This is a genomic window from Saprospiraceae bacterium (assembly GCA_016713025.1).
Taxonomy (GTDB): Bacteria; Bacteroidota; Bacteroidia; order Chitinophagales; family Saprospiraceae; genus OLB9.
In genome coordinates this window covers 124,848-141,790 of sequence record JADJPZ010000003.1, presented here as the reverse complement: position 1 = coordinate 141,790, position 16,943 = coordinate 124,848, and the positions used below count along the sequence as shown (strand labels likewise).

Below are 16,943 nucleotides of genomic sequence, written 5' to 3'. Positions count from 1 at the left end.
AATAGTGTTATGATTAAGGTAAATTGGCGGATGACTTAAAGTATCTTTTCCATTTGCTCTTCGTTGATGAACCCCATCTTTATCTACAGTTAATTTTGGAAACCATCGACTTGATCAAAAGAAAAATCTACTAATAATTGATGCGTCATTCAACACTAACATACCACTAGTAGTATTCTCATAATTTAGTTATACCTGAAATTTAGTTAAGAAAGTAGGTCCAAAAGTGTACCTACTTTTTCTTTTTATTTAAAATTGTTTTTTCCTTTTAAAAAAATTCGTTACTTTTGCGTCGCTTTAGAAGAAAGCAGTTCCGGAAGAGTGGCAGAGCGGCCGATTGCACCTGTCTTGAAAACAGGAGTCCTGAAAGGGTACCGGGGGTTCGAATCCCTCCTCTTCCGAAATATAAAAGCATCCTGTAAGTAAACCTTATGAGATGCTTTTTTTGTTAAAAGAATATTTTTTATATCTATAAGATATCAGTACAGTTTAAACAATCGTATCATGGGAAGAGCATTTGAATACCGAAGAGCCGCCAAAGAAAAAAAGATGGGCAACTATGTCCAGAGTATTTCCTAAAGTATCAAGAGCTATCACTATCGCTGCTCGTGAAGGCGGACCTGACCCAGAGACCAACTCAAAGCTCAGATTAGCCATTCAGGCAGCGAAAGCTGCAAATATGCCAAAGGACAATGTAGATAATGCCATAAAGAGAGCAGCCGGCAAAGATGGAGATGATTTTACAGAGGTAAATTATGAAGGAAAGGGTCCTCATGGGGTATTGGTTTTTGTAGAATGTGCTACTGACAATACCACTCGAACTGTTGCAAATGTAAAATCATACTTTAATAAAACAGGTGGGTCTTTGGTACCCACGGGTTCGCTTGAGTTTATGTTTGACCGCAAAACAGTGGTCGAATTTGAAAAGCCTGCAGATCTCGATCTGGATGAATTTGAACTTGAGATGATAGATTATGGCCTGCAAAGTTATGAAACAGATGAGAGTACAGTTTATGCCTATGCGGATTATACCGATTTTGGATCGCTTACTAAGGGATTTGAAGAAAAAGGTATCAATATCACAAAAGCCAATCTGCAGAGAATTCCTACTACACCTGTGGAATTTACTGATGACCAGATGACAGACATAGAAAAATTGATAGATAAGCTCGAGGATGATGATGATGTACAGGCTGTGTACACTAATCTTGCTTAGTCTCCGTCTCTTTATCCAACACTTCTATCACCTTAAAATAGTATGCCATGGCTCTCTCAGGAGTCTTGCCTATGCTGACTAGACCTAGCTTTCCGAACTGTGACAAAGCACTAATAAGATGAAACATGACTCCTTCTTCCTTTTTATGATCATAGTGGAGTCCGTAATACATCACTATGTCCAAAAGGTCAGGTGGTGTCATTCCTTTATACTGCTCCTTTTGCAGATTATCTGTAGCAAAGTAATACCTTTTATTGCCATCAGGCAGTATGTATTCACCGGTATCCTGTATATACATTCCATTGGTGAGAAATTGTAACATCAGAAACGGGTGCGTCGTTCCTCCTTTTCGCAGATTAATTTCTATAGCATAATGCTGCCAATGGCCATACTGTTTGATACTCATAAAATCAATTCCAAACCTGCCCAAAACACCTTTGGATTTCATTTTTTCGGCCAGTTTTATTGAAATTTTACTTAGTTCTACTGCATAATCTTCTTTGGCAGGGAATGTAGCTCCTATAAAAACCTGTCCGCTTTCGCCTCCTAATACCTGATCATGGGTAGATATGATACATATCTCTCCTTCGGGATTGATCCTGACTTGAACGGATGGAGAGGTGATAGTTTCTGCATTTATAAATTCTTCTACTATGCCTCCCATTACCTCCATTTTTTCAATGAACCTATCAAACTTAAGTTTTTTGGCAACTACTTTTGTATTCTTCTTAAGGTTTACTTGAATCCATGACTTAAGTTCTTCTTCGTCAGATGGTGCGTTGATATAGTAAAAAATGGCATTGCCATCTCCGGAAAAGCCATCATTCAGTTTTATTACTGCCTTCTCTAATTGTGGTTTTGCTATCTTCAGCTGGTATATAGCATCAGTTATTTCCGCAACAGAATTAATGTTTTCAAATCCATGGGGTGTAAGTATGCCAGTCTCCTTGAAAATAGTTCGCGATCCACTCTTTGTACCTAAATAGTTGAGTGCCGGATCACAACCGTAGATAGGTAGATTTAGTTTTACAGCCAGTTCTTTTTCTGCTTCAGTCACGTTAAAGAACATAATATGGGCAGGATCACCATTATTGATACTTTTTTTTATCCTGCTTATCAATCTCGGGCGACGCAGTACCTTCTCTGTGAGTGGTATATTTCCAGCATCATAACAGCTCAATAATGTCAGTCGATTGCGTGCATGATGAGACGTGATGCCCGGAAGCATGTGCAAGTAATAATCAATAATGAGTGGAGAGATCGGTATACTTGTCACGAAGGTAAGGCGGGTTTCAGGCATACGCAATAGCATCAGCATACAAAGCATCCTTTCTTCATAGTAAAAATGACCTCTGACTTTAGAAAGAATATGATGATCCAAAGTGAGACTTGGTATTACTACAACCGCCTTTGGCGCCAGATCATTGTGAAATACTGACAAATATTGTTCCTCAAATTCCTCCTGCAATTTGTGAAACAAATTATCAATATGTAATTGATTATACAATGGTCTTAAGATTTTTAAAAGTACTTCAACTCATTCAACCTGACACCCTCACCAAAATCTTTGCAATTTAATCTCTTTTTATAATATTTAGCGAAAATAGTGAATTTCTGTCATTGTGAAGTATGATTACTGTCATTTTTACTGATGATTAAAATTTTGTTTTATTAAAACAGATATATTATGAGGACTAGAGTTTTCTGATAAGTCCTTCCTGTGCAGTGGAGGCAACAAGTAATCCTTCTTTGTTGAAGATCTTTCCGGAACAAAACGCTCGTCCCGCATTGGCGTTGCTGCTGTTTACCGCATAAAGCAGCCAATCATCGGTTTTGACCGGTCTGTGAAACCACATCGCATGATCCAAACTTGCAATTTGCATGGGCGTGGTAAAAAACGATAATCCGTGAGGGAAGAGTGCCGTGATCAATAAATTGAAATCAGAAGCATATGCGAGGGTAGTTTGATGTAATTTATTGTCATCTGGCAGGACACCATTTGTCTTAAACCATGTATGATTTATGGCAGGCCTTATTCTGGGATTGAATGGATCGTAGTGCTCGACCGGGAAAAAGATAAATGGTCCGTTTGGGGCAAATATCCCTCTTGGCTCTATATTAAATTTTGACGCAAACTCTGCAAACAGGTCAGAAAACGATGTAAGGGACTCGGGTCTTGCCACATTAGGCATGATATCCTGATGTTCTATGCCTGGTTCAGGTGTATGGTATGAAGCAAATAATATAAAAATCTCACGACCTTCCTGCGTAGCCACCACTCTCCTTGTGTTAAATGATCGACCGTCTTTGATGACTTGTACATTAAAATGGATGTCTTTATCATTATCTCCGGGGTTGATAAAGTATGAATGTATCGAATGAAGTACTTTATGATCTTCTATTGTCTCATGAGCAGCAGCTATCGATTGTGCAAGGACTTGTCCACCATATACATTGGGGCTTCCTATAAACAGGCTTGTCCCTTTATAAGTATTCCTTTCGATTGGCGTGAGAGTGAGGATGTCTAATAATTCAGGAAGCTGGCTCATCGGTTTCTTCTTTGAAATGATGCATATTTTTAAGATATATCATTAAGAATACCACAGCTATAACAGTATGTAATAAAGACGCTCCAGGATGAGACGTTATATTTTGTTGATATACTCCATACATAAACATGCCTACAGCAAAATGAAACGCTATAACGACGAGCACAATTCTCTTAAATACATCAGAATGATAATGAAAATCTTGCTGAGTAAATAAGATGTTATACCAAAACAAAGAGCTATTATCCCATACAGCTTTGCAACAATGACTCCTTGTATGTCAGGTTGAGCATGTGAAAGTAACAGCTGCGGCCGAAAAATGAGAACAAAACCTGCCAAACCTTCTATGATGCCGTTGATAAAAAGTATATTTTTCATTTTTAGGTTTAACTGTAACGATGCTATTTGATGGATTTGCCGCCAACTTCCACTAAAGAATCCATTTGGAATTTTGCTTCATAAATCAAGTCTCCGTCTTCAGACCATTTCTGTAAGTAACCATTGTTTTTTTCATCTTTAAACATGCTTACATATTGTAATTTTCCCGATTCGTAGTATATAGTATCTCCTCCATTCCTCAGTCCGTTGATATAGTATTGAACTTCTTTCAAAGCACCACTTTCATAATATAGCGTTGTTTTTCCATCCTGCTTATCATTTTGAAAAAATCGCTCCCCTTTTATTGCTCCTGAGGGGTAGTAGTCTGTCATTTTACCTTCAATTTTTCCATTGATACGTGTATAGACTCTGGAAATCTCTCCTGTTCCGTAGGTTTCCTTTATTTCCTGATCACTTCTATTGGTGGCTTGTTGATCCCCTTTACAACCAAATAAAATCAACACCGCAACGCAAGTACTAGCCAATATTTTATTTATCATAAGATTTTTTTTCATTTCAACTTTCGCAAAACAAAAAAGGGTCATTTTACAGACCCTTTTTATAACTAACTAATTTTTATTTTTTCCAAGGCAACCTGTTTACCACTCTGCCTATTTCAGTACCATATCTCACACCTTCATCAGCATCCATTCTATAGTGTACACCAAGTGGAACCCTTGACCAGGCATTTTCCATTGCCATTTCGAAGAAGCTGCTGAATGTACGAGGATACCCGGAAAATTCAGATCTGTTTCTGTGGCAATTGTCGGTCATACCATAAGAATAACCAAATACACTTGCTAAAGCTTCAGATGCTGCCGCTCCAAAAGTGGCGTGACCTGACGGATAAGCAGGGAATGAAGGGGAAATGCCTTTGTCACCTGTATTAGGGTTTTCCAGATTTGGTTCCCATGTTGGATCTATCAATCTCTTGATGTATGATTCAGGCCTTTCGATATTATAAACGTATTTTGAATTCCAGCATCCTATTGCTGCGTCATGAAGTGCCATGCCCACTTTGGCATTAGCTACGATTGCTTCTTCCAGGCTACAATTTTCATTTTCATATACCTGATTGGCTATAGCAATAAATCTTGTAGGTGGAGAAAAAGTAAGTCCTAAAAGGTCGTCACTCCAAAACTCACCTACCCACTCCGTCTGATAAGAAAGTGAAGGTGTATTTTGTCTCATTACCTCCAAAGCCTGATTATAAAGCGTGGAGTTTGGATTTTCGCTATATTCCCCAACATAATATTTATAATCTCTGCATACTTTCATATCATCTTTGATGGCAAGGGTTTTTCCTTTACCCCAGTAAGGAAACATGCCTTCTCCTGGCCCTGGTACAGTTGGAGTCCATGCTCCTGGTTGCTTCAATCTGTCTCTCCAGTTGTTTTCTTTGAATGGGTCTTTGTAACCATCAAAAGTAGCTGCGTCTGTCTTCATCCAGTCCCAAAAAACGGCAGCTACGGCTTCTCCGTGATTTTTTGATCTTATAAAAATTTCCTGACCAGCCTGATCAAGAAATAATTTTTCATTCTTGTCAGATAATTCTTTAATACGCGCATATAGTTTTTTGTCAACTTCAGGAAGCAATCTGCTGAACATAAAATTATTGACAGCATTGACCACTGTTGGCCAGTGGTACTCCTGATTAGGAAAAACTTTAGGCACATTCAGTCCCTGATATCTCGGAGCCAACGAATTGTATTCCGGCATTCCTGATACGCAAGCTTCATATCCTGCCAAACCCAGATAGCCTAAAGCATTGGCAGTAGGACAAGGTCTGTAACCTGCAGCATGTCTTTCGATTTCCATCCATAGGTTATTCCATTCACTAACTACTTTAAAATCAAACTGTTCTACTGTTTTTACAGCAGTAGTTGTTTCATCTGTAATGTCTTTTTTACAACTTGATATAGATAATGCAAATATAAAGAGTAAAAGAATTTTGGTATAAAATTTCATTATAACAAATTTTAGAGTTTTAATAATTTATTTTAGGTTATTAAAAACTTTGCAAAAGTACGCAGTTTATTAAAATATACAAATATTTGACTATCAAAAGTTAAGAAAAATATATCAATTTCTTTTGTATCTATGTAAGGTATTATTATAGTTATGTATATGCATTTGCTTTTTTGTATATGCATTCTTATAATTATTGTTTATTCTTGCATAAGGACTCCTTATTGCCATCAATTTGTTATTCTGAAATAGGTTCGCCACAATAGGAATAGTTCAATTATCCAAATTTGGAAAGTGATGGTTTTTTTGGCCCTTATTTTAAGTTCCTGTTTGATTGTATGATTTACAAAGGGATATTGTTTACTTTTGCACCTTCAAAAACGATAATAGTTACAATTTCATGCTCGAATCGATACAAAGTAAATTTTCTGAAGCCATCCTTTCTCTTTTTGACATAAGTATGTCACCAGATGAAATAAGCATCAATGAAACCCGGAAAGAGTTCAATGGTGATTTTACATTCGTGATATTCCCGTTAGTGAAGTCTTTAAAAAAATCTCCAAAGGAAATCGGAGAATTATTGGGTCAATGGATGAAAGCCAACGAAAGGAGTTTTAAAGATTACGAAATAGTACAAGGGTTTCTTAATTTTACCTTACAGGACGAGTTTTGGACAACTTTACTGGAAGGTATCAGCAAGACAGACAGACTGGGATATCAGGAGCCGAATGGGAAAAAAGTAATGGTGGAATTTTCATCTCCCAACACTAATAAACCGCTTCACCTGGGGCACATAAGGAATATATTGCTTGGTTGGTCTTGCAGTAAAATATTGGAAGCCAATGGTTTAGGCATAGCTATATGCAAGAGTATGCTCGCATGGCAAAAATTTGGAGAAGGTAAGACACCGGAATCAACGGGTATCAAAGGAGATCATTTTGTTGGAGACTATTATGTCCTCTTTGAAAAAGCATTTGTGGAGGAGTATGAAAAGTTTCAACTTACAGAGTTGGCTTCTGGAGTATATGAAAAGTGCAAAAAGGAAGGACAGGACAATATCGCTTTTTTTAAAGAGTATAAAAATACCTATTTCAATACTTATAGTGAACTTGGGGCTCAGGCAAAATCAATGCTATTGGCATGGGAAGCAAAAGACCCCGAAATCACTGCCCTCTGGAAGAAAATGAATACCTGGGTGTACGCTGGATTTGATGTGACTTATGAAGCATTGGGTGTACATTTCGATACCCTATATTATGAGTCCGACACTTATTTACTGGGCAAAAAAGCTGTGGAAAAAGGACTGAGCAAAAGTGTCTTTTACAAAGAAGATGATGGAAGTGTCTGGGTAAACCTCGAAGATGCCGGTATGGACAAAAAAGTGGTGCTGCGAAGTGATGGAACAGCCGTTTATATCACGCAGGATATAGGTACTGCACAAAAAAGGTATGAAGATTACAGTATCAGCAACATGGTCTATACTGTGGCAGATGAGCAGGATTATCATTTTAAAGTGCTTTTTGAAATATTAAAAAGACTGGGAGAACCTTATGCTGAAGGTCTGTTTCATTTGTCTTACGGCATGATAGATTTGCCAACCGGAAAAATGAAATCACGCGAAGGCACAGTCGTGGATGCTGATGATCTGATAGCTGAAGTCATCAACGAAGCTAGTGAAATGTCAGCGGAAAGAGGAGAAATCGCAGTCTTATCGGAAAGTGAACAAAAGAATATATTGAAGCAAATAGGGTTGGGTGCACTTAAGTTTTTTATCATCAAAGTGCAACCGCAAAAGCGAATGATCTTTGATCCTAAAGAATCGGTGGATATGCAGGGACAAACTGGTCCATATATCCAAAACGCTTATGTCAGGATCCAATCTTTGAAAAGAAAAGCAGCAGATGATACACTGATCCATTACACAGGGTATAAAGATCACCGTGAGCAAGAAAAGGCGTTATTGAAACACTTAATTGCCTTTCCTGAAGTAATAAAACAAGCAGGGGCATCATATGATCCATCTTCTGTAGCCAATTATGCGTACTCCTTGGCCAAGGATTTTCACAGGTTTTATCATGATGTGCGCATACTGAATGCTGAGACAGATGAAGCAAAGGCATTCAGGATAGCACTAAGCGATGAGGTCGGGAAGGTACTATATTCAGCTTTCGACCTTTTGGGAATAGAAATGCCGGTAAGAATGTAGATTTTTATAAAAAATATCAGGAATAATATAATCATGACGGAAGAAAAGAAAGAATCTCTCCATTTTATAGAGCAAATCATTGATGAAGACATAAAGTCAGGCAAACATGACGGACGGATCCTGACAAGGTTCCCGCCTGAGCCCAATGGATATCTGCATATCGGACATGCCAAAGCCATCTGTATCAATTTTGAAACGGCTAAAAAGTATGGAGGCAGGACCAATCTCAGATTTGATGATACCAATCCCACTACGGAAGAAACCGAATATGTGGACTCTATCATGGATGATATTCATTGGCTCGGATTTGAGTGGAAAGATGAGCCGTTGTATGCATCAGATTATTTTGATAAATTGTATGAGTTTGCGGTCCGGCTCATTGAGAAGGGATTGGCATACGTGGATGACAGTACTCCGGAAGAAATCGCATCAATGAAGGGAACACCATCCACTCCGGGTGTTGAAAGCCCTTACAAATCAAGAAGTAAGGAGGAGAATCTGATGCTTTTTGAAAAAATGAAAAATGGTGCATTTCCGGACGGGTCGAAAGTCCTGCGTGCCAATGTAGACATGTCATCACCTAATATGCTGATGAGAGATCCTGTCATATACCGAATCAAAAAAGAACATCATCACAGGACAGGAGATGATTGGTGTATTTATCCTATGTATGATTTTGCACACGGTCAGTCAGACTCTATAGAAGGGATCACGCACTCCTTATGTTCGCTGGAGTTTATCCATCACCGCCCACTTTATGACTGGTTTATAGAAAAGCTCGAAATATTTCCTTCACGGCAGATAGAATTTGCCAGAATGAATGTGGAATATATGATAACGTCAAAACGCAAATTGTTGAAATTAGTCAACGAAAAATTTGTGGAAGGTTGGGATGATCCAAGAATGCCCACGATATCCGGAATGCGTAGGAGAGGATACCCGCCTGCTGCCATAAGGACATTTTGTGATAAAGCCGGAGTGGCCAAGAGGGAAAATACCATTGAGATCAACCTATTGGAATCTTGCGTGCGCGACGAATTGAACAGGACTGCTTTGCGGGCCATGGTAGTGATCGATCCTGTAAAAGTGATCATTACCAATTATCCTGAAGGGCAATCAGAAATACTCAAAGCCGAAAACAATCCTGAAGATCCGTCGTCGGGACACAGAGATGTTTTATTTAGTCGTGAATTGTACATAGAGCGGGAAGATTTTGTGGAAAATGCCCCACCAAAATATTTCAGAATGACTCCCGGATCGGATGTAAGGCTCAAGCACGCTTACATCCTGCACTGTACAGGAGTTACTAAAGATAATGATGGAAATATACTTGAGATTACTGCCACATATTATCCTGACAGCAAATCAGGCGAAGATGTCTCCGGCATCAAACCTAAAGGCACCTTGCATTGGGTAAGTATTGCAGATTCGGAACCTTGCGAGATAAGATTGTATGACAGACTTTTTACAGTGCCGGATCCTACTGAAGACCAAAATGTTGACTTTTTGTCATTTTACAATCCAAAATCATTGGAATTGGTATTAAATGCCAGAATGGAATCATCCCTGATGAGTGCCCAGCCAGGTATGCAATTTCAATTCTTGCGACAAGGATATTTTTGTGTAGATAAGAGCAGCACTTCTGACCACATTGTATTCAATAAGACGGTAGGGCTGAAAGACAGTTTTGCAAAAGAAGTGAAAAAGGGATAGGCATCGGTTAGCTAAAAATCATCAATCCCGTCAGGGATATTATACGGGTAAAAAACCAAAACGGCGGTATCTCTCGTCCCGTAGGGGACGAATCAAAAATAAAATCAAATGTTTTCTTACCATATTTTGTGCATACGGCACTATAAGATGATGCAGCAAAATTTGTATAACCTATACTTATTAATCCCGTCAGGGATATTATACGGGTAAAAAACCAGAACGGCAGTATGTCTCGTCCCGTAGGGGACGAATAAAAGACAAAATCAAATGTTTTCTTACCATATTTTGTGCCTACGGCACTATAAGATGATGCAGCAAAATTTGTATAACCTATACTTATTAATCTCGTCAGGGATATTATACGGGTAAAAAACCAGAACGGCAGTATGTCTCGTCCCGTAGGGGACGAATCAAAGACAAAATCAAATGTTTTCTTACCATATTTTGTGCCTACGGCACTATAACATGACAATATAAAAGACTATAGCTCGATATCATAGCCTACATGTTTAAATACATATCTTTTGTCATATTCCACATCAAATTTTTCTAAAAAATCATGATACTCTTCTATAAATGTTTTCTTCTTGTGATGATTTTCCTGATTCTTGATATAATCAATAACTGAGTTTACATGTGATTTGCTGTAAGAGAAAGCACCATAACCTTCTTGCCACGAAAACTTTCCTTTTATATAACCTTTCTGATTGATCCATTTTGAACTATCTCCTTTTATGTCTTGCATTAAGTCTGACAATGCTTGCGTAGGCCTCATACCAAACAAAATATGAACGTGGTCAGGCATACCATTTATAGCTAAAACTTTATGATTATGATTTTGTATAATGCCGGTCATGTACTTATATAATTCATCCTTCCACGATTTTAGAATAATACATTCCCTGTTTTGAACAGCAAAAACTACTTGAATATGTATTTGCGTATAAGTATTAGCCATTTATAAAGTTGTTTTTTAATAAGAAAAACAAAAATAACTAAGTTTAAACTCTTACTCCTAATCTATTTCAGTGAGAAATAGTGGACGTGACAGTGTTTCTTCAAGTGATATGAAGGTTTCTGTCCGCTGAATACCTTTGATATTCTGAATTTTTTTGGAAAGAACATCCCTTAGATGTCCGGTATCTTTGCATATTATTTTGGCAAAAATGCTATAATTGCCGGTAGTATAATGAGCATCGACTACTTCTTTTATTTTGAGCAATTCAGCTTTGACACCTTCATACATATTGGATTTTTCAAGGTAAATACCTAAAAATGCAGTGATGTCAAATCCAAGATTTCCATAGTCAAGATCTGCTCTGATTGCCTTTATGAGTTTTGCATCAGTGAGTTTTTTGATTCTGACATGAACAGTACCCGGGGAAATAAACAATTTTTTTCCGATTTCAGCATACGAAAGGCGTGCATCTTTCGCCAGAATAGACAAAATTTTTGAATCTATGTCATCCAGCTCCAAATGCTTTTTTTTTGAAATCATATGTCAATTTTGAACAAAGATAAAACAAATAAACATATTTTTTGTACGAGTAGCAGATTTGCTTTCTTGCTTAAATTGAAAAAAGCACTTAAAATCATCGGGTTTTGAAGTCAAATATTTTTGATGTTTTTATTTTTGGCAGGAAATATGCAGTAGCAAATATTACCATAAAATAATGATCGGCATTGATGGAGGAACAAGAGGTCAAAGGAACATATAAAATCATACAGCCGCTGATGCTTTCGGCTTGTATAGCTATAGGTATGATGATAGGGTATAAAATGAATGATAAACCCGAAAATGCATTGATAAGCACCATGGATTATCCTGTCGACAGTCTCATGATGACGGGCAGGGTAGAGGAACTCATCCGTTTTATAGAAAACAAGTATGTAGATAAAGTGGACAGCGAAAAACTGATCGCAGCTGCCTTGAAGGGTGTTTTTGAAGAACTTGATCCACACTCAATATATTTGTCTCCGGATGAAACCGAATCTGTCAATGACCAAATGGATGGTGAGTATGATGGCATAGGTATAGAAAATTTCATCATCGACGATACAGTCCGTGTATCTGCAGTACTAAAAAATAGTCCCGCAGAAAAAGCCGGAATCAGGGTTTTTGATAAAATTATCTCCATAGACGGCAATCCTGTAACAGGCAAGGACACAAAATACACTGATGTAAGAAACCTGCTAAAACAGAAACCCGGCACAAAAGTAAAAATACTTTTTATGAGAGGACCTGCTCATGTTACTTTGGATGTTACAGTAGGTGAGGTCGAAGTAAAAACTGTATCAGCTCAATATCTAAAGGATATACAAACTGTCCTTGTGAAAATAGATAGATTTGGAGACAATACTTACAGAGAGTTTATGGATGTCGTTGAGTTATACTTTTCCAAAAACAATGCAAAACACATCATACTTGATTTGAGAGATAATCCGGGAGGTTTTTTGCCTGAAGCTACCAATATTTTGTGCCAGATTTTTGAAGAAAAGGAAAGATTGTTGTTGTATACTGAGGGGCGTTCAAATAAAAAAAATGAATATAAATCCACAGGAAAACGATTTTTCCCAATCGATCAGGTAGTAGTCCTTATTGATGAAAATTCAGCATCTGCAAGTGAAATTATTGCCGGAGCAATTCAGGATTGGGATCGGGGTTTGGTGATCGGCAGAAGGTCTTTTGGCAAAGGATTGGTACAGGAACAATACAAACTCAACAACGGTGGAGCTGTCAGGCTGACGGTAGCCCGATATTTTACCCCTTCAGGCAGATCCATTCAGAGAGACTACGTCGACAGAGATGAATATGATGATGATTTCCATTCACGATATCAGAACGGAGACCTTTTCCACAAGGACAGTACGCTTATAAAAAATGGAGGTAAGTATACTACATTGCTACTCAAACGTACCGTCGAAGGTTCTGGTGGCATCACCCCGGATTTGTTTGTGGCCATGGATAGTGTTTATAAAAATGGAAATTACCTGGAAGCATTTGCTTTTTTACAGGAATTTTCATTCAGATATGCTGCAAAATATCATACATCTATCCCAACAGATATTAAAGCTTTTGATTCCTGGATACTTCCTGACAAAGGTATAAATGAGCTTAATGCTTTCATAAAAGCCAATGTCGAGACCGAACTTATAGTAGGTAAAGACCTATGGCCGTATTTTAAGCTTGAAATCAAAAAACAAATACGCAATATATTGTTTAAAAAGGAGAATGCGACCGATTTTACAAATGATAAGTTTGTATCAGAAGCAATTAAAGCCATCAAAAATAAAAAAGGTGCTGCTGATTTTAAATAAACTTTTGTAACAACAAAAATTGTTTTTCAGAATTTCCAAATCTTTACATAAATCAATTAATTTGCATCATTCCATAAACCAACTACAACAATCCTTGTTATTCTCAAAAATGGATTGAAATGTTTTTAAATATCGGAATCATACTGCTCACTGTATTGGTGATGGAATTTGTCGCATGGTCTGCTCATAAATATCTTATGCATGGCTGGTTGTGGATCTGGCATGAGGATCACCACAAACCACATTATGAAAAGACAGGATTTTTTGAAAAAAATGATTTGTTTTTTCTGGTTTTTGCAATACCGAGTATGATTTGTTATATAGTGGGAACATTATATGTAGATTATCGTTGGGCACTATATATAGGTATAGGCATTTCTATATATGGTTTGATATATTTTTTGATACATGATGTATATATTCATCAGAGATTCAAATGGTTCCGACAGCTTGATTCCAGATACAGCAGAGCCATCTTAAAAGCTCATGGAGCTCATCATGCAAAAACTAAAAAGGAAGACGGAGAGTCATTTGGCCTTTTGATAGTAAATCCTAAGTATTACATGAAAAAGCGTAAGGTTGCCGGAACCTGAAAGGCTTCAGGGGAGATTTTTTATTTACTATATGAGTTTATATTCGCACATAGCATCAAAGGTAGATATAGTCCGAATAACCTGAAAGGGCTTTGTAGATCAGGGTCTGAACTTTAATTCTATATTCTCTTTTGTTGAAAGTCTGATTGTTACCTCCGGATAAGTTCTGTTGGCACAAAAGATATATACTATGTTGTTTTTTGGGTCTGCCCATGCTGCGGTTCCCGTAAAACCTGTATGGCCAAATACAGAAGCCGGAGCCAGGTGTGAAGTATTCTGTAACTTTTCACCTGCCAATTCCTTCATATCAAAACCCAATCCTCTTCTGGTGGATCTCGAATGTCTTGTGGTAAATAATTCTACGGTTTGTGGTGATATATAATTTTTACCGCCATAGCTTCCTTTATTTAACAACATTTGCATCAAAACTGCCATTTCCTTTGCAGTAGAAAATAATCCTGCGTGTCCAGCTACACCACCCAGCATGGCCGCACCCATGTCGTGAACATGACCTTTGAGGGTTTGATTTCTGAAGTAATTGTCATTTTCAGTAGGCGCGATGATAGATTCATGGTGGTTTAATAAAGGCCTGAAAGTAGTATATTTTAATCCCAATGGTTTGTAAAATGAAGAAGAAGCGTATGCATCCAGAGATTTTCCGCTTTTGTTTTCGATGACTTTTTGCATCAGGTAAAAGCCCAGATCACTATATCTGTAATTGTCGCTATCCCTGAGTCTGGTTTGAAAGATAGATTGGAACATTGTATCTACGTAGTCAGTCCTCATGAACATACCTTTAGCAACCGGTACAGAGTATCTGTCTTGCAGGATGCCACTATAATAATTGGGATTGTAGCCAAAACTTTTCGCTGGCAAAGTAGTATTTTGATAAAAGCCTATCCATGGCAGAAGTCTGGCATGATGTGCCAGTATGTCTCTGATGACCAGATCAGCTTTATTGGTAGTATCAATATTATATATGTAGTTTTTGAGAGGGTCATGTATATTTATTTTTCCGTCATCAACCAATTTCATAGTGGCCAATGTGGTAGTAAGAATTTTGGTGATCGAGGCAATATCATATACGGTATTATTGTTAACATAGTAGCCATTCTGACTGAGTTTTCCATATGATTTCTGGAATATGATTTTATTGTCTTTTGCTATCAAAATCTGGCCTCCCGGCGAAGCCTGAAGTCGTATAACTTCTGCCATGATGCTATCTATTTTGTTGAGAGTATCACTGCTCATACTCACCATTTCAGGTTTTGCATATCCCAGTCTCTGAATATTTCGTCTGTCTATCCCATGTCCGGATGGCCACATATTATTTACAGTTACCGGTAGTGTACCGCTGATATCGTTGACTCCGAATAATGTTTGTGCAGCAACATCCTGAGTCAAGTGATCATTATCATAAGCCAACAAAACATGATGTGCAAAATCCATTTTTTTAAGTAAGTACGGGCTTCCGAAGAGGACAAATATGACTTTTTTCCTGGTTTGTAATTCTTTCAGAAAACTGATCATAGGTAAGCTGATGTCGTAAGTGAAGTCTTTGAGCTTACCGGAAGTGTGTATGCCCACAATAATTTGGTCAAATTGCGATAATGTCTGCAACATTTGAGTATATTTTGTCGCAAATTGTGCGGGCATGATCTGATAATGTCTGGCATCTGCATAATCACTGATTCGATTCTGAAACTTTGTTTGCTGTATATTATTGATACTTAAGGTTCCGATATGAACATCGGATGTTTCACGTATAGGTACGAGACCTTCTTGGTCTGCAACAAGAGTCATAGCAGCTTCAGTGAGTTTTTGTTTTATAGCCACAAGTTGATTTCGCTTCAGGAAGTTATTAATTCCTTCAGATGGCAAGGTACTGAAAGTGCTCAATCCTACTTTAAACTTGGCCCTCAAAATTCTTTCAACACTTTGGTCTAACCTTTCTGTAGTAATTTTTCCGGAAGAAATGTATTCTTTTATTTTGCGGATGGCTAATGGTAAGTTTTCAGGAACAAGAATGATGTCATTGCCTGCCAGAAAAGCCTCAGCCTCTGCGACGCCATTTGGAAAATATTTAGTCACCCCTTTCATGTCCATGGCATCTGTGATGAGGAGTCCATTGAAACTCATGCCATCACGTATAAAATTCTGTATAATAGAAGATGATAAAGTAGCAGGTCTGTTGGCTTGGGTTTCGAGGCTGGGAACATTCAGGTGTCCCACCATCATGGCGCTGATACCAAGGCTGGTAAGTCTTCTGAACGGATAAAGCTCCAGGCTCTCAAGGCGTTCTATGTCATGATTGATAGATGGCAAATCCACATGAGAATCAATCTCCGTATCTCCATGGCCGGGAAAATGTTTTGCGCACGAAAGAATTCCTTCTTCTTCCATAGCTTTGCACAACATATGCCCTTTTTGTGCTACATTTTCAGGAGAATCACCAAAGGATCGATCAAATATCACGGGGTTTTTGGAATTGTTGTTGACATCAATGGAAGGTGCAAAGTTGATATTGATGCCGGCTCGTTTGCATTGGCGTCCTATTTCTTTACCCATTTCGAAGATGAGTTTATCATCTTTTATGGCACCTAACATCATTTGTTTAGGAAAAGATACAGTCTCGTTGGGAAACCTCATAGCAAGTCCCCATTCTCCGTCTATTCCCATCAGCATGGGTGTTGAAGACATCGCTTGGTACTTATTGATGAGATTTACCTGATTTGTAGGTGTGCCCTGAAAAAAGCAGATACCGCCGATATGAAATTTCTTAATATAATCAGCAATAATATTGTCTTCCTCAATATTGCCTTTTGAGTAGGCCCTGACCATAAATATCTGTCCCACCTTCTGTTCCAGGGTCATCTGCTCCATTCTGGCCCTAACCCAAATGTCCTCCCTTTCCTTGTAGGATTGGGAGTAGATCACCGAAAGCGGTATCAATAAAAATATGAAAAGAAACCATTCTACAAAATTGTATTTTTGCACCATAT

At 38.0% G+C, this 16,943-nt stretch carries 13 protein-coding genes, 1 tRNA gene and 1 pseudogene; 6 read left to right on the top strand and 9 right to left on the bottom strand.

All coding sequences use genetic code 11. The features are described 5' to 3' along the window. Positions 1-315: 315 nt before the first annotated feature. Positions 316-401: transfer RNA gene (locus tag IPK35_03695), tRNA-Ser, on the top strand. Positions 402-504: 103 nt separating this feature from the next. Continuing rightward, positions 505-1,216 (top strand): annotated as a pseudogene (locus tag IPK35_03690) (YebC/PmpR family DNA-binding transcriptional regulator). Here the strand turns inward: IPK35_03690 and IPK35_03685 are convergent. The 5 genes from IPK35_03685 to IPK35_03665 all read right to left on the bottom strand — a co-directional run bounded on the left by IPK35_03685 (position 1,203) and on the right by IPK35_03665 (position 6,111). Continuing rightward, positions 1,203-2,723: a carboxylate-amine ligase gene (locus IPK35_03685; GenBank protein ID MBK8052390.1), complete on the bottom strand. Its 1,521-nt coding sequence runs from the start codon at positions 2,721-2,723 to the stop codon at positions 1,203-1,205. The pseudogene IPK35_03690 and the gene IPK35_03685 sit on opposite strands and share 14 nt — an antisense overlap. Positions 2,724-2,910: 187 nt before the next feature. Beyond that, positions 2,911-3,765 (bottom strand): acyl-CoA thioesterase II, encoded by an 855-nt coding sequence (locus tag IPK35_03680; GenBank protein ID MBK8052389.1) that lies wholly within the window; start codon positions 3,763-3,765, stop codon positions 2,911-2,913. Between the two features lie 150 nt (positions 3,766-3,915). Next, entirely contained in the window at positions 3,916-4,143 is a 228-nt protein-coding gene (locus IPK35_03675; protein MBK8052388.1) for a hypothetical protein, read from the bottom strand. Positions 4,144-4,166: 23 nt separating this feature from the next. Further along, positions 4,167-4,643, bottom strand: coding sequence for a hypothetical protein (locus IPK35_03670; GenBank protein ID MBK8052387.1), 477 nt, complete (start codon positions 4,641-4,643; stop codon positions 4,167-4,169). 76 nt (positions 4,644-4,719) lie between these two features. Next, positions 4,720-6,111: a vanadium-dependent haloperoxidase gene (locus tag IPK35_03665; GenBank protein MBK8052386.1), complete on the bottom strand. Its 1,392-nt coding sequence runs from the start codon at positions 6,109-6,111 to the stop codon at positions 4,720-4,722. Between the two features lie 400 nt (positions 6,112-6,511). On the opposite strand from IPK35_03665, the gene IPK35_03660 reads away from it, so the two are divergent. Together IPK35_03660 and IPK35_03655 are read left to right on the top strand one after the other, a co-directional pair. Continuing rightward, positions 6,512-8,317, top strand: coding sequence for an arginine--tRNA ligase (locus IPK35_03660; protein MBK8052385.1), 1,806 nt, complete (start codon positions 6,512-6,514; stop codon positions 8,315-8,317). 33 nt (positions 8,318-8,350) lie between these two features. Further along, entirely contained in the window at positions 8,351-10,030 is a 1,680-nt protein-coding gene (locus tag IPK35_03655; GenBank protein MBK8052384.1) for a glutamine--tRNA ligase/YqeY domain fusion protein, read from the top strand. Positions 10,031-10,037: 7 nt separating this feature from the next. Here the strand turns inward: IPK35_03655 and IPK35_03650 are convergent, their stop codons facing one another. From IPK35_03650 to IPK35_03640, 3 genes are read right to left on the bottom strand one after another with little or no spacing between them, the layout of a single operon-like run. Then, positions 10,038-10,502, bottom strand: coding sequence for a hypothetical protein (locus IPK35_03650; GenBank protein MBK8052383.1), 465 nt, complete (start codon positions 10,500-10,502; stop codon positions 10,038-10,040). Between the two features lie 9 nt (positions 10,503-10,511). Further along, positions 10,512-10,988 carry an IS200/IS605 family transposase gene (gene tnpA, locus IPK35_03645; protein ID MBK8052382.1) on the bottom strand — a complete coding sequence of 159 codons (477 nt, stop codon included), beginning with the start codon at positions 10,986-10,988 and terminating at the stop codon, positions 10,512-10,514. A gap of 57 nt (positions 10,989-11,045) precedes the next feature. Then, positions 11,046-11,528, bottom strand: coding sequence for an Lrp/AsnC ligand binding domain-containing protein (locus IPK35_03640; GenBank protein ID MBK8052381.1), 483 nt, complete (start codon positions 11,526-11,528; stop codon positions 11,046-11,048). A gap of 188 nt (positions 11,529-11,716) precedes the next feature. Between IPK35_03640 and IPK35_03635 the strand changes: the two genes are divergently transcribed. Together IPK35_03635 and IPK35_03630 are read left to right on the top strand one after the other, a co-directional pair. Further along, the gene (locus IPK35_03635) at positions 11,717-13,348 is read left to right on the top strand and encodes a S41 family peptidase (GenBank protein MBK8052380.1); all 1,632 of its coding nucleotides are present in this window, start codon (positions 11,717-11,719) and stop codon (positions 13,346-13,348) included. Positions 13,349-13,467: 119 nt separating this feature from the next. Beyond that, positions 13,468-13,941: a sterol desaturase family protein gene (locus IPK35_03630; GenBank protein ID MBK8052379.1), complete on the top strand. Its 474-nt coding sequence runs from the start codon at positions 13,468-13,470 to the stop codon at positions 13,939-13,941. 99 nt (positions 13,942-14,040) lie between these two features. Here the strand turns inward: IPK35_03630 and IPK35_03625 are convergent, their stop codons facing one another. Further along, positions 14,041-16,941, bottom strand: a complete 2,901-nt coding sequence (locus IPK35_03625; GenBank protein ID MBK8052378.1) for a serine hydrolase — start codon at positions 16,939-16,941, stop codon at positions 14,041-14,043. Positions 16,942-16,943: the final 2 nt, after the last annotated feature.

What these genes read in the sequence shown, in the direction of transcription:
- IPK35_03630 (MBK8052379.1), top strand. Translation starts at nt 13,468, where the DNA reads ATGTTTTTAAATATCGGAATCATACTGCTCACTGTATTGGTGATGGAA.
- IPK35_03655 (MBK8052384.1), top strand. Translation starts at nt 8,351, where the DNA reads ATGACGGAAGAAAAGAAAGAATCTCTCCATTTTATAGAGCAAATCATT.
- IPK35_03665 (MBK8052386.1), bottom strand. Translation starts at nt 6,111, where the DNA reads ATGAAATTTTATACCAAAATTCTTTTACTCTTTATATTTGCATTATCT.
- IPK35_03635 (MBK8052380.1), top strand. Translation starts at nt 11,717, where the DNA reads ATGGAGGAACAAGAGGTCAAAGGAACATATAAAATCATACAGCCGCTG.
- IPK35_03670 (MBK8052387.1), bottom strand. Translation starts at nt 4,643, where the DNA reads ATGATAAATAAAATATTGGCTAGTACTTGCGTTGCGGTGTTGATTTTA.
- IPK35_03680 (MBK8052389.1), bottom strand. Translation starts at nt 3,765, where the DNA reads ATGAGCCAGCTTCCTGAATTATTAGACATCCTCACTCTCACGCCAATC.
- IPK35_03660 (MBK8052385.1), top strand. Translation starts at nt 6,512, where the DNA reads ATGCTCGAATCGATACAAAGTAAATTTTCTGAAGCCATCCTTTCTCTT.
- IPK35_03625 (MBK8052378.1), bottom strand. Translation starts at nt 16,941, where the DNA reads ATGGTGCAAAAATACAATTTTGTAGAATGGTTTCTTTTCATATTTTTA.
- IPK35_03640 (MBK8052381.1), bottom strand. Translation starts at nt 11,528, where the DNA reads ATGATTTCAAAAAAAAAGCATTTGGAGCTGGATGACATAGATTCAAAA.
- tnpA (MBK8052382.1), bottom strand. Translation starts at nt 10,988, where the DNA reads ATGGCTAATACTTATACGCAAATACATATTCAAGTAGTTTTTGCTGTT.
- IPK35_03675 (MBK8052388.1), bottom strand. Translation starts at nt 4,143, where the DNA reads ATGAAAAATATACTTTTTATCAACGGCATCATAGAAGGTTTGGCAGGT.